Raw genomic sequence first — 12,916 nt, 5'->3', positions numbered from 1 at the left:
GTCCGATCCGGCCCCACCGGGGGCACGGACGGCCGCAGCGGGCCTGCCGTACGTCGGAGTCATCCGGCCGTTCATTTTCGCCCGGGGTTGTCACACCCGCCATTCGCGTGACTACCGTGAGCGAACTTCGGTTACCGAAGCGCCACACGGCCGTACGGGGTGCCGCGCATTGCGGAGCGGGCGACAGTGGGAGGAACGGCCGGGAACCGGTGGATCCACCGGCACGGTGCGAAGGAGACGCGATGCACCCCGTGGAGGCGCTGGAACGGATCGCGTTTCTGCTGGAGCGCAGCGGCGCGGAGACCTATCGGGTCCGCGCCTTTCGCACCGCGTCCGCCGTACTGGTGCAGATGTCCGACGACGAGATCCACCGGCGCGCGTCTTCGAAATCCCTGGAAGCGGTCAAGGGCATCGGCCCGAAGACCGCCGGTGTCGTACGCGAGGCCCTGGCCGGTGAGGTGCCCGCCTACCTTCGGCGACTGGAGGACGAGGCGTCCGAGCCGCTGGCCGACGGCGGTACTCACCTGCGTGCCCTGCTGCGGGGCGACTGTCATCTGCACTCGGACTGGTCGGACGGCGGCAGCCCGATCGAGGCGATGGGGCGGGCGGCGATCGCGCTGGGGCACGAGTGGGCCGTGCTCACCGATCACTCTCCCCGGCTGACGGTCGCCGGCGGCCTGTCGGCGGAGCGGCTGCGCGAGCAGTTGGCGGTCGTGGCGGAGCTCAACGCTCGCTGGGCTCCGTTCCGGCTGCTGACCGGCATCGAGTGCGACATCCTGTCGGACGGTTCGCTCGACCAGGAGCCGGAGCTGCTCGACCAGTTGGACCTCGTCGTCGTCTCGGTCCACTCCGAACTGCGGATGGAATCCGCACCGATGACGCGGCGCATGGTCAAAGCCGTCCAGAACCCGCTGGCCGATGTGCTGGGCCACTGCACGGGCCGGCTGGTCTCCGAAAGGCGACGCCCGGAGTCTCAGTTCGACGCCGAAGAGGTCTTCGCCGCCTGTGCCGCTCACGGCACGGCCGTGGAGATCAACAGCAGGCCCGAGCGCCGCGATCCGCCCAGGCGCCTGCTGCGGGAGGCGGTGGCCGCCGGGGCCTTCTTCTCCGTCGACTCCGACGCGCACGCCCCCGGACAGCTCGACTGGCAGATCATCGGCTGTGCCCGGGCAGAGGAGTGCGAAGTGCCCGCCGAGCGAGTGATCAACACCTGGAGCGTCGAGGACCTGCTCGACTGGACCGCGTCCCGGGCGGCCCCGGCCTCCTGACGCCTAGCTCCTGTCCGGCCGGTCAGGACCTGGCCGGGGACCGCTCCACCGAAACTCCAGTTCGCGCCATTTCCGGGACCCCGCAGGGCTGTTCGCGGTGAGTACCTCGCTCTTTCACCCGCACGACACCGCCTCTTCCCTTCCGCTCGTTCCTCTTGGAGACTCCGCTCGCTCCTGTTTCCTCACCCCCAAGAGGGCCACACTCATGCCTGAACTCAATCGGCGGCGCTTCCTGCAGATCGCCGGCGCCACCGCCGGTTTCGCCGCCTTGTCCAGCAGCATCGACCGTGCCGCCGCCATTCCCGCGGCACGCCGCTCCGGCACCATCCAGGACGTCGAGCATGTCGTCGTGCTGATGCAGGAGAACCGTTCGTTCGACCACTACTTCGGCGCGATGAAGGGCGTACGCGGCTTCGGCGACCCGCGCCCCGTGTCCACGGGCCCCGGCAAGTCGGTCTGGTACCAGGCGGACGGCAACAAGGAGGTCCTGCCGTACCACCCGGACGCCGAGGACCTCGGCATGCAGTTCATCGCGGGCCTCGACCACGACTGGGCGGGCGGCCACAAGGCCTGGAACAACGGCAAGTACGACCAGTGGATACCGGCCAAGTCGGCCGGCACGATGGCGTATCTGACGCGCAATGACATTCCGTTCCACTACGCCCTCGCGGACGCGTTCACCGTCTGCGACGCGTACCACTGTTCGTTCATCGGAGCCACCGACCCCAACCGCTACTACATGTGGACGGGTCACACGGGCAACGACGGCAAGGGCGGCGGTCCGGTCCTCGGCAACCAGGAGGCCGGCTACGACTGGACGACGTACCCGGAGCGGCTGCAGCAGGCCGGTATCTCGTGGAAGATCTACCAGGACGTCGGCGACGGCCTGGACGCGGCCGGATCCTGGGGCTGGATCGAGGACGCGTACCGCGGCAACTACGGCGACAACTCACTGCTGTACTTCAACCAGTACCGCAACGCCAAGCCCGGTGACCCGCTGTACGACAAGGCCCGCACCGGCACCAACGTCAAGGGCGGCGACGGCTACTTCGACGTGCTCAGGGCCGATGTGCAGGCCGGGAAACTCCCCCAGGTCTCCTACATCGCCGCCCCCGAGGCCTTCAGCGAGCACCCCAACTGGCCGGCGAACTACGGCGCCTGGTACATCGCGCAGGTCCTTGACGCGCTCACCTCCAACCCCGAGGTGTGGAGCAAGACCGCGCTGTTCATCACGTACGACGAGAACGACGGGTACTTCGACCACGTGCCCCCGCCCTACGCTCCGGCCTCGGCCGCGCAGGGCCTGTCGACCGTGGACACCGCGCTCGACAACTTCGGCGGCAACGCCTCCTACGCCGCGGGCCCGTACGGCCTCGGCCAGCGCGTTCCCATGCTCGTCGTCTCCCCCTGGAGCACCGGCGGATTCGTCTGCTCCGAGGTCTTCGACCACACCTCGATCGTCCGGTTCATGGAGCGCCGCTTCGGCGTGAGCGAGCCGAACATCTCACCGTGGCGGCGCGCCGTCTGCGGCGACCTGACCTCGGCCTTCGACTTCGGTCTCAAGAACACCGAGCCCGCCGCACTCCCCGACACCGACGGATACCAGCCGCCGGACAACTCGCGTCACCCCGACTACGTCCCGAAGCCACCCGCCAAGCCCGCGCTGCCCAAGCAGGAGGCGGGTTCGAGGCCCGCGCGTCCCCTGCCGTACGCGCCGGTGGTGAACGGGGCGTCGACGCCGTCGACCGGCCGCTACACGCTCACCTTCAGCGGTGGCGCCTCGGCGGGTGCCCAGTTCCTGGTCGCGTCCGGCAACCGCACGGATGGACCGTGGACCTACACCGCCGCCGCGGGGAAGCAGCTCTCCGACACGTGGAACACGGCTTACTCCAACGATGTGTACGACCTGACGGTGTACGGCCCGAACGGATTCCTGCGCGGCTTCAAGGGACCCGGCAAGGCCGCGGGACCCGAGGTGACGGCCCGCCACATCGCCTCCAGCGGCAGCGTCGAGCTGACGATGACCAACGCGAGCAGCGCCACCTGCCGTCTCACGGTGACGCATGCCTACGGCGGGGCGAAGCGGACGTTCACCGTGCGCCCGGGCGCACGCGTCGTGCACACGGTGGATCTGTGCGGCAGCAAGCGCTGGTACGACCTGAGCGTGGTGTCCGACAGGAACGCGACCTTCCTGCGCCGGTTCGCCGGGCATGTCGAGAACGGCCGGCCGGGCGTGAGTGACCCGGCGATCATGACCGTCTGACCCGGACTCCGGCCCGAAGGGGTCGCCCGCTGTCGGCGGGCGGCCCCTTTTCCCTCGAATGGCGCGCGCGTCCGCCGATCGTGCAGAACCCTCCCGTGCTTTTGTCGATTATCGGTTGAGATCCGATGGGATTCGACGGGACTCGATGTCGGAGGAGATCTCTGTGCGCAGCTTCACCCTCTCCGCTGTTCTGGTCGCCACGCTGGCCTCGGGCGGCTCCCTGTGGACGGCCGATCAACTGGCATCCCCGTCCCCCGGCGCGGACCATTCCAAGGGCACCAATGTCCTTCTCGCCGGAATCGACCGGCGCACCGGGATGTCCGCCGAGGAGATCAAACGCCTGCACGTCGGCGGCAAGGGATGCGACTGCACGGACGTGCTGATGCTGGTGCACATCGCCGAGGACGGTCGCCGGATGACGGCGGTCTCCATTCCCCGTGACTCCTATGTGGAGTTCGCCGATCACGCGCATCCGCGGCACTCCGGAAAAATCAACGGCGCCTTCGCGCACGGCGGCGGAGATCTCGCGGTTCGGACCGTGGAGAAGGCAACCGGCCTGAAGATTGACCATTATCTCGAGACGGACTTCACCGGCTTCGTGAACGCGGTCGACGGTTTCGGCGGCGCGAAGGTGTGTACGGACAAGCCGCTGGTCGACCTCGGCTCGGGGCTGAACCTGCCGGCGGGAACACGCGTGCTGGACGGGCGCCGCGCCCTTCGCTACGTCCGCGCCCGCCATCTCTCCCCGCCCGGCGATCTCGGCCGGGTCCGGCGCCAGCAGCGCCTGCTCATCGACATGCTCTCCCGGCTGAGGGAGGAAGGGGCGTTCGCCAACCCGGCCGCTACGGCAGAGACGGCGCTGGCGCTGCACCGGTTCGTACGCGCCGACGAGGACACGAGCCTCGCGGATCTCGCGCGTCTGGGCTCACTGCTGGGCGGGCTCAATGCGGATCAGACGGAGTTCGTGACCGTCCCGATCTCGGAATTCGACTACCGCGTGCCGGAGTGGGGCTCCTCACTGCTGTGGGACACGGAGCGCTCCGCGGCTCTGTGGGAAGCGCTGCGCGAAGACCGGACGATCATCGACGACGCGGGGATCCGCCCGAGCAAGGACGTTCCGGTGGAGATTCCGTCGGCCTGGATTCATGTGCGGGTGACGGACCCTGAGGTCGCCGGTGCGCTGCGGGACAACGGCTTCGTGATCGAGGACGGCTCTGGGCAGGCTGGGGAGCCGCGCCCCGAGGGTCCGACCGTCATCACCTACGACCCGTACTGGGAGCGGTACGCGGTGACCCTCAAGGCCGCGATCCCCGGCGCCGAGCTGCGCCCGGTCGCCGGGCACGGCCCGGTCTTCGACGTCGCCGTCGGATCGGAGGCCGCCTCGGTCGTCAAGGTGGTCCACGACCGGAGCAGCGTCGAGGGTGCGCCGGTCACCGGAGACCGGCTCCGGTGCGCAGCCACCGAGTGAGGTGCCCGGTGCGCCGCGGCGGACGTCTCAGTCCATCTGGAGCACGGACAGAGTGTTCCCCGACGGGTCCGTGAACCAGGCGATCGGCGGGCCCTCCGCGCGCATGATGCCCTTCCCGTCCTGGTCGAAGCCGGCGTACCGCTCGAAGGTCACACCGCGCCGGGCCAGTTCGTCGACGGCTTCGTCGATGTCGGGGACAGGGAAGTTGAGCACGGTGAAGTTCGCCGCGACGTGGTTCGGCTTGGGGTAGACGAAGATCTCCGCGCCGCTTCCGAGATGCAGCGTCAGCATGCCGCCAGGGGGGCCGGTCTCCTCGGTGACCCGAAGGCCGAGCGTCTGGCCGTAGAACTCCCTAGCCTTCTGAAGATCGTTGACCGCGAAACCGCTGAACGCCTTGCTGTTCGTGAGCATGGTCGCTTCCTTCCGTCTGCCGTGCGGACGAGCGGGTACGAGTATTCACACGGGACCGCAGGCCAGGGCCGCGAACCGGCCCGGGGCGCGGGATGACGGGAGCGATTCCCCCCGATGGCCGAGGCGATGGCCGAGGCGTCGGTCAGCTGTCCTGACCGACCGGTTCGAACTCGCACCAGACCGCCTTGCCTTCGCCCCTGGGCTCCACGCCCCAGCGTGAGGCAACCGCGTCGATCATCATCAGTCCCCGTCCCGAGGTCGCCGCTTCACCCGGCGTCCTGCGGCGCGGCCAGACGCTGGAGCGGTCCTTGACCCACAGCCGCACGCGCCGTACCGGTTCGGGCAGGACTTCGAGCGTGAGGACGGCGCCGCCCTCCGTGTGGAGGAGTACGTTCACCAGCAGTTCCCCGGCGGCCAGTTCCACATCGTCCGCGAGGCCGGGCAGCCCCCAGTCCTCCAGGGCATGACGCAGCGCGGTGCGTGCCTCGGCAAGACCCTCGGGGTCGGCCTGGTGGATGTACAGGTGGATGCGCGGCGCCCGGTGGGTGCCGGGGTCGGGTGCCCGGCGCAGTACGAGCAGAGCGACATCGTCGCCGCTTCCCCAGCGCTGCCACAGCCGGTCCGACAGATGGTCGGCGAGGGCCCCCGCCTCCTGGGGACCCGTACGTACGGCGTCGGCGAGCGCGTCCATTCCGGCCGCGATGTCCAGGCCGGGTTCCTCCACCAGGCCGTCGGTGCACAGGACGAGGGTCTCGCCGGGTACCAGGTCCAGCCGGGACTCGGGGTACTCCTCCTCCCTGAAGGCCGTGGCCAGGCCGAGCGGAAGTCCGCCGCGTAGGTTCGGCCGGCCGACCCGTCCGTCGGTGTGCCGGATCATCGGCCCCAAGTGGCCCGCGCGGACGGCCCGTACGCCTCCCGAGACCAGGTCGACCTGGGCGTACGTACAGGTGGCGAAGCGTTCGGTGTCGAGTTCGGCGAGGAAGCGCGACGACCGTGCCAGCACGGTCGAGGGGTCGTGGCCCTCCCCCGCGAACGCCCGCAGCGCGATGCGCAGTTGGCCCATGATGGCGGCCGCGTGGGTGTCATGCCCCTGGACGTCGCCGACGACGATCCCGACCCGCCCCCGTGGCAGCGCGATGACGTCGTACCAGTCACCGCCCACCTCCCGGCCGCTCCACGCCGCGTGGTAGCGCACGGCGATCTCGGCGCCAGAGAACTGAGGTATGTGGCGCGGCAGCATGGAAGCCTGCAGACCGGTCGCGAACTCCCTCTCCTTGTCGAAGAGAACGGCTCGTTGCAGCGACTGGGCGACGATTCCCGCAAGCCCCAGGCACAGGGTGCGGTCCTCGGAGGAGAACCTGTTCCGGCCCCGGTAGAAGAGTGCCAGCCCGCCGATGGGACGGGCCTGGGCGACCAGCGGGAGGAAGGCGGCCGCGTCGACTCCGTGCCGCCCGCGGATGTGGGGCTCCAGCCTCGGAAACGTGTCGACGAGCTCGACCAGCGAGGTCACGAACCGTGGCTGCTGGGTGAGGACGGCCTCGGCGAGCGGCAGCGATCCGTCCAGACGATTGAGGGTGAGATCGGCCAGTACTTCCGTCCCCATCCCGGACATGGCGATGATCTTGAGCGTGGAGCCCTCGACCAGTGCCAGGGCCAGCCCGTCCGCGCCGAAGCGCTCCAGGCCGCCGCTGCCCGTCAGGGCGGCGGTGACATCGTCCACGGTCACCGCTCTCGACAGCACTTCCGTGGTGCCCTGGACCATGGCGGTCATCCGCTGCCGGTCCGCCTCCAACGGGCTGATCACCGTGAATTCGGTGAGCTCGGTGGTCGCGTTGCGCACGATTCCGACGACCCGGTAGGCCTCGCCGTGGGCATCGCGCAGGATGCGCCCCCGCGCATGGGACCACTGACGGATCCCGTTGCGGCGTCTGACCTGGAAGTACGCGCCGTACGAGGACCGTCCGCGCTCGATGGCCTGCTCGAAGGCCGCATCGAGGCGCAGTTGCTCCTCGGGAGGCACGCGGGACTCCAGGGACTCGGGCCTGCCGTCGTACTCCCCCGGGCCCAGGTCGAACACGGCCTGCGCCGCCTCGTCGAGATCGAGGGTCCCGTTCCGCAGATCCCAGTCGAAGCTGCCCATGCGGTTCAGGGCCAGCCTCTCGCCCGGACCAATCGCGGGCCAGTGCCGTCCTGCCATGCGCTCGCTCCGGAGGAGGGACCGGAAGTTCCGGTCTGGCGGCCAGGATCGTGGCCAGCATAGCTTTGCGAAATTTGCCCCGCACTATGGCGTTTTCTCGGCGTGCGGCTCCCAGTGCAGCGGGTAATCCTCCGCCCCGGCGTCCTCCACCCAGCGCAGCCGGTCGCTCACCAGGGGGCGCCGCTCGGCCGGGCACGCCTCCAGCAGCCGCCGCAGCATCGTGCGGATCCTGAGCAGCACCATGGGTGCATTGACGGCGGCAACAGTGACGTCGTCGACCGAGCTGGTCACATACCCCTCCCATGCAGGCACCGGGACGATCAGCCGGACGGTTCCGCCGGCGTCGGCGACCCGGCCGATGTCCAGGTCGCGGTCCGCGAGGCGGATCAGCAGGTCCTCGATATGGTCCAGCGCCTGTACGGCGGTGGCGGGATCGTTGACCGCGGGCGAGAGCGCCTTGAGCGCGATGTCGGCCAGCAGCCGGAAGGGGAATTCGGGGTCCTGGGCGAAGCTGCGCTCCTCGCTGGTCAGCAGCGCCCCGCGCAGCACCTCCTCGGGCAGCTCCCCGCCCCGCACCTCGGCGAGCGCCATCCCGCGCGCCATCATGGCGCCCACCGACTGACGCAGGGTGATCACGCAGCCGTACTGCCCCGCCACGGTGACCAGTGCGGGCACATCGATCTGCTGCAGGACCGCCGCTCGCCCGGTCCACCGCACGATGACGGCCTTTCCCGGGCCGGGCGGTGCACCGGCAGCGGGCGCGGCGTCCCCGTACGGCTTCGTGTACAGCACATCGAATACGTGGTGCGCCCGTGACGTGATGGCCGCCAGCGTGGGTGCCAGCTGGAGCGACTGGAACGCCCTGGTCTGAAGGTTGCGCATCAGGAGCAGTGCCACCAGCGCGAGCAGCACAGCCACCCACGGCAGAAACGCCGACACCCTCTGCTCCGTCCCGATCGCCAGCCCCGCGGTCATCGAGAAGACGAAGACCCCGATGGCGAAGGCGAAGGTCCGCCACACGATGGGATCGTCCCGGAACAGGCCGAGCCGGGGGCTGAAGGTGGTGGCGTTGAACTGCACGACAAGGAACAGCACCGAGTAGATGATGCTCACCAGGCTGATGACGCCGAACCCGACGGTGAAAAGCAGGTTCACCACACGGCCGGCGTCGACCTCCGGCCCCGCCGTCACCTCCGGGACCGCCAGACCGAGGCCAAAGCCGACGACGGCGCAGAGCAGCTGGCTCAGCTCCGCGCGCATGGCACGCCGGGGCCGGTGGAAGAGCCCGGCGGGCCGGCTCCGCCCCCTTGGCCGCGTCCGGGCACCGCGGGGTTCGCCACCATGGTCCGCTCGCTCGGCCATCCGGCCTCCTACCGGTCTCGGACGACGCATCGAAAGCCCGGGTGAGGGATCATCACACCGCCCGGTCACGTATCGGAAGGCTGAGTTCACGGTACGAAAGGACCGTCCACGCCGCGCGCCGGACACTCGATCGGCCCAATCACCAACGCCCCCGCCAGGACATTCACCGTGCGAGCCCGCAGGCTGAGGCGTGAGAGTCCCGGACGAGGCACCGGGAGCACCGGACAGGCGCGCATCCCCAGGAGGCCGCTCATGACCGCAGCCGGCGGACTCGCCCTCATCGCCCTCGGAGCAATATTCAGGTACATCGTCGGCTGGCACCTCAGCTGGGTCGACGTCGATGTCCTCGGCTCTGTTTTCATGATCGCGGGCGCTGCTGCGCTCGCCTTCGGCACCGTCACGGCCTTCAGCAGAGAGCGCCGCATCGCGCGCCGCGTCAGGTCCCATACCTATGAGCCGCGCTGGTACGACGAGCCGCCCCAGTCGTGACGTGACCTGCGCGCGGCGTGATCGCGCTGATCATCATGGGCGGGGGCGCCCTGGCCGCACCCGCCGGGGCGCGGGCCGCCACCCGTCCGATTCCCGGCCCCGAGTGGGCCTCGGCCGAACCGGCGCCCGCAGGGCCCGAGTTGCGCCATGTCGCCGTCGCGATCAGCCGGTCCAGGTCCAGTCGGCGACCTCCGGGAGGTCGGTGCCGTGCTCGCGGATCCAGGCGTGGTGGCGGGTGCGCGTGTCCGCCATCTCCTGGCGTACAGCCACGGCCCGTACACCGAGCCCGGGGACCCGGTCGATGACATCCATGACGAGCCGGTACCGGTCGAGGTCGTTGCGTACGACCATGTCGAAGGGCGTCGTCGTCGTGCCCATCTCCTTGTAGCCGCGGACGTGGAGGTTGGGGTGACCCGCCCGGCGGTAGGCCAGGCGGTGGATCAGCCAGGGGTAGCCGTGATACGCGAAGATCACTGGCTTGTCCCGGGTGAACAGCGCGTCGTACTCGAAGTCCGCCATCCCGTGCGGGTGTTCCTCCTGAGGCATCAGCCTCGTCATGTCTACGACGTTGACGACGCGCACCGCGAGGTCGGGCAAGTGCCGGCGCAGCAGCTGCGCGGCGGCCAGCACCTCCTGGGTGGGCACGTCGCCTGCGCAGCCGAGGACGACGTCCGGTTCACGTTCGTGATTCGTACCCGCCCAGTCCCAGATCCCGGCTCCGCGTGCGCAGTGGGCGCGGGCCTGGTCCATCGACAGCCAGTCGAAGCAGGGCTGTTTGCCCGCGACGATCACGTTGACGTAGTCGCGGCTGTGCAGGACATGGTCGGCGACGGACAGCAGGGTGTTGGCGTCCGGCGGCAGATAGACCCGTACGACCTCGGGGCTCTTGTTGAGGACATGGTCGACGAAACCGGGATCCTGGTGCGAGAAGCCGTTGTGGTCCTGCCGCCAGACGTGCGAGGTGAGCAGGTAGTTGAGGGAGGCGACAGGCGCACGCCACGGCAGCGACCGGGCGGTCTTGAGCCACTTGATGTGCTGGTTGACCATCGAGTCGACGATATGGACGAACGCCTCGTAGCAGGAGAACAGTCCGTGCCGGCCGGTGAGCAGATAGCCCTCCAGCCAGCCCTGGCACAGATGCTCGGAGAGCACCTCCATGACCCGGCCGTCGTGGGTGAGGTGTTCGTCGGTGGCCCTGGTCTGTGCCTGCCACGCCTTGCCGGTGACGTCGAAGAGGGCGTCGAGGCGGTTGGATGCGGTCTCGTCCGGTCCGACGACACGGAAGTCCCGGCGTTCAGCCGTGTCGGCCATGATCTGTGCGAGAAGGCCGCCCAGTACGCGGGTGGGTTCGTGCAGGGTCGCGCCGGGCTTGTCGACGGGGACGGCGAAGTGTTCCAGCGGGGGCACGGGCAGGTCCCGCACGAGAAGTCCGCCATTGGCGTGCGGCGTGGAGCCGAGGCGCCGCTCGCCCCCGGGGACGCAGGCCAGCACCTGCGTGCTCGGCCTGCCCGAGGCGTCGAAGAGCTCTTCGGGACGGTACGAGCGCAGCCATGCCTCCAGCTGGGCGAGGTGCTGAGGGTTGTCCCGTACGCCGGCGAGCGGGACTTGGTGGGAGCGCCAGGTTCCTTCGACGGGGACGCCGTCGACCTCGTGGGGTCCGGTCCAGCCCTTCGGCGTACGGAGCACGATCATCGGCCAGCGCGGCCGTTGCCGCTCTCCCCCGCTGCGGGCTTCCTGCTGGATCTCTTCGATGCGATCCAGCGCCTCGTCCATCGCCGCGGCCATCGCCCGGTGCACCTGCTCCGGTTCGTCGCCGGTGACATGGAGCGGCTCATGGCCGTATCCACGCAGCAGATCGTCGAGTTCCGCCTCGGGCAGCCGGGACAGGACCGTCGGGTTGGCGATCTTGTAGCCGTTGAGGTGGAGGATCGGCAGCACCGCGCCGTCGCCCGCCGGGTCGAGGAACTTGTTGGAGTGCCAGGAGGCGGCGAGCGGTCCGGTCTCGGCCTCGCCGTCGCCGATCACACAGGCGACCAGGAGCTCCGGATTGTCGAGCGCCGCGCCGTAGGCGTGCGCGAGGGAGTAGCCGAGCTCTCCTCCCTCGTGGATGGAGCCGGGCGTCTCGGGTGCGACGTGGCTGGGCACACCGCCGGGGAACGAGAACTGCCGGAAGAGCCGTTCCATACCTGCCGCGTCCCGGCTGACGTCCGGATAGACGGCGCTGTAGCTGCCTTCCAGCCAGGCATTCGCGAGGACTGCGGGTCCCCCGTGGCCCGGACCCCAGATGCACAGGGCGGACAGATCACGCGCCTTGATGACCCGGTTGAGATGCGTGTGGACGAGATTGAGACCGGGAGAGGTACCCCAATGGCCCAGCAGCCGCGGCTTGATGTGCGCGGGTCGAAGCTCCTCGGTCAGCAGGGGGTTGCCCATCAGATAGATCTGTCCGACCGCGAGGTAGTTGGCGGCCCGCCAGTGCGCGTCGAGCGCCTCCAGCTCCTCGGCGCCCAGCTCCGTGCGGTCCTTAACCTTGACCTTGCGCGTCATCATTTCCTCCATAAGGTCGTTGCATGGCAGTCAAGAAGGGGTCGGAGCAGCCCACGAAAGTGCCGCGTGAGCTGTACGAACGCGAGCTGAACCGGTTGCAGACGGAACTGGTGAAACTTCAGGAGTGGGTGCGCTCCGAGGGCGCCCGCGTCGTTGTCGTCTTCGAAGGGCGCGACGCGGCCGGCAAGGGCGGCACCATCAAGCGGGTCGCGGAACTTCTCAATCCGCGCGTGGCGCGCATCGTCGCGCTCCCCAAACCCACCGAGCGCGAGCGCACCCAGTGGTACTTCCAGCGCTACGCCGAACACCTTCCCGCCGCCGGGGAAATAGTCCTCTTCGACCGGAGTTGGTACAACCGGGCCGGTGTCGAGCACGTCATGGGCTTCTGCACCAAGCAAGAGCACCAGCGCTTCCTCCACCAGTGCCCGATCTTCGAACGGATGCTGGTGGAGGACGGGATCCTGCTGCGCAAATACTGGTTCTCGGTGAGCGACGCCGTACAGGAGCAGCGGTTCCGCCGGCGGCTCGAGGATCCCACTCGGCGCTGGAAGCTCTCGGCCATGGACCTGGAGTCGATCACCCGTTGGGAGGCGTACTCCCGGGCGAAGGACGAGATGCTCGTCCATACCGACATCGCGGAGGCGCCGTGGTTCGTCGTCGAGAGCGACGACAAGCGCCGGGCACGTCTCAACATGATCGCCCACCTGCTGTCCACCGTGCCCTACCGCGATGTGCCGCCACCGGCGCTGACGCTCCCGCCGCGGCCACCTTCCTCGGGTTATGAGCGGCCGCCGCGGGATCTGCAGACCTATGTGCCCGATCATGCGGCGGGGCTCATGGGCTGAAGCCCGGTCAGGGGTGGGTCCATGATCTCCATAGCCTTCCGCTCGGCATCCGAGTGACGTCTCTGT

9 protein-coding genes are annotated in these 12,916 nt (G+C 69.2%); 5 read left to right on the top strand and 4 right to left on the bottom strand.

Translation table 11 applies throughout. From position 1 onward, the window contains the following. Window positions 1–242 precede the first annotated feature (242 nt). From OHA61_RS35595 to OHA61_RS35585, 3 genes are all read left to right on the top strand, one after another. Window positions 243–1,268 carry a PHP domain-containing protein gene (locus OHA61_RS35595; RefSeq protein ID WP_406306491.1) on the top strand — a complete coding sequence of 342 codons (1,026 nt, stop codon included), beginning with the start codon at window positions 243–245 and terminating at the stop codon, window positions 1,266–1,268. 205 nt (window positions 1,269–1,473) lie between these two features. After that, entirely contained in the window at window positions 1,474–3,531 is a 2,058-nt protein-coding gene (locus OHA61_RS35590) for a phosphocholine-specific phospholipase C (RefSeq protein WP_406306490.1), read from the top strand. 163 nt (window positions 3,532–3,694) lie between these two features. Continuing rightward, window positions 3,695–4,999: an LCP family protein gene (locus OHA61_RS35585; RefSeq protein ID WP_406306488.1), complete on the top strand. Its 1,305-nt coding sequence runs from the start codon at window positions 3,695–3,697 to the stop codon at window positions 4,997–4,999. 27 nt (window positions 5,000–5,026) lie between these two features. Here OHA61_RS35585 and OHA61_RS35580 read toward each other — a convergent pair whose 3' ends face one another. The 3 genes from OHA61_RS35580 to OHA61_RS35570 form a co-directional block, all read right to left on the bottom strand. Further along, window positions 5,027–5,410 (bottom strand): VOC family protein, encoded by a 384-nt coding sequence (locus tag OHA61_RS35580; RefSeq protein ID WP_406306487.1) that lies wholly within the window; start codon window positions 5,408–5,410, stop codon window positions 5,027–5,029. Window positions 5,411–5,552: 142 nt separating this feature from the next. Further along, window positions 5,553–7,607, bottom strand: coding sequence for a SpoIIE family protein phosphatase (locus OHA61_RS35575; RefSeq protein ID WP_405595619.1), 2,055 nt, complete (start codon window positions 7,605–7,607; stop codon window positions 5,553–5,555). 84 nt (window positions 7,608–7,691) lie between these two features. Continuing rightward, window positions 7,692–8,969, bottom strand: a complete 1,278-nt coding sequence (locus tag OHA61_RS35570) for a DUF2254 family protein (protein ID WP_406306486.1) — start codon at window positions 8,967–8,969, stop codon at window positions 7,692–7,694. A gap of 252 nt (window positions 8,970–9,221) precedes the next feature. Here OHA61_RS35570 and OHA61_RS35565 point away from each other — a divergent pair, with 252 nt between their 5' ends. Next, entirely contained in the window at window positions 9,222–9,458 is a 237-nt protein-coding gene (locus OHA61_RS35565; protein ID WP_406306485.1) for a hypothetical protein, read from the top strand. Window positions 9,459–9,620: 162 nt separating this feature from the next. On the opposite strand, the gene OHA61_RS35560 is transcribed toward OHA61_RS35565, so the two are convergent. Then, window positions 9,621–12,005, bottom strand: a complete 2,385-nt coding sequence (locus OHA61_RS35560) for a phosphoketolase (RefSeq protein ID WP_406307588.1) — start codon at window positions 12,003–12,005, stop codon at window positions 9,621–9,623. A 23-nt stretch (window positions 12,006–12,028) separates the two neighbouring features. On the opposite strand from OHA61_RS35560, the gene ppk2 reads away from it, so the two are divergent. Next, window positions 12,029–12,850: a polyphosphate kinase 2 gene (ppk2, locus tag OHA61_RS35555; RefSeq protein WP_406264257.1), complete on the top strand. Its 822-nt coding sequence runs from the start codon at window positions 12,029–12,031 to the stop codon at window positions 12,848–12,850. The last annotated feature ends 66 nt before the right edge of the window (window positions 12,851–12,916 follow it).

This window comes from Streptomyces sp. NBC_00885 (genome assembly GCF_045207475.1).
Classification (GTDB): Bacteria; Actinomycetota; Actinomycetes; order Streptomycetales; family Streptomycetaceae; genus Streptomyces.
Note: the sequence above shows the minus strand (reverse complement) of the source record. Positions and strands in the feature narration are given on the sequence as shown.

Bases quoted from the DNA above. Each gene is read 5' to 3' on its own strand.
- OHA61_RS35595 (WP_406306491.1), top strand. From the start codon at position 243: ATGCACCCCGTGGAGGCGCTGGAACGGATCGCGTTTCTGCTGGAGCGC.
- OHA61_RS35590 (WP_406306490.1), top strand. From the start codon at position 1,474: ATGCCTGAACTCAATCGGCGGCGCTTCCTGCAGATCGCCGGCGCCACC.
- OHA61_RS35580 (WP_406306487.1), bottom strand. From the start codon at position 5,410: ATGCTCACGAACAGCAAGGCGTTCAGCGGTTTCGCGGTCAACGATCTT.
- OHA61_RS35575 (WP_405595619.1), bottom strand. From the start codon at position 7,607: ATGGCAGGACGGCACTGGCCCGCGATTGGTCCGGGCGAGAGGCTGGCC.
- OHA61_RS35570 (WP_406306486.1), bottom strand. From the start codon at position 8,969: ATGGCCGAGCGAGCGGACCATGGTGGCGAACCCCGCGGTGCCCGGACG.
- OHA61_RS35565 (WP_406306485.1), top strand. From the start codon at position 9,222: ATGACCGCAGCCGGCGGACTCGCCCTCATCGCCCTCGGAGCAATATTC.
- OHA61_RS35560 (WP_406307588.1), bottom strand. From the start codon at position 12,005: ATGACGCGCAAGGTCAAGGTTAAGGACCGCACGGAGCTGGGCGCCGAG.
- ppk2 (WP_406264257.1), top strand. From the start codon at position 12,029: ATGGCAGTCAAGAAGGGGTCGGAGCAGCCCACGAAAGTGCCGCGTGAG.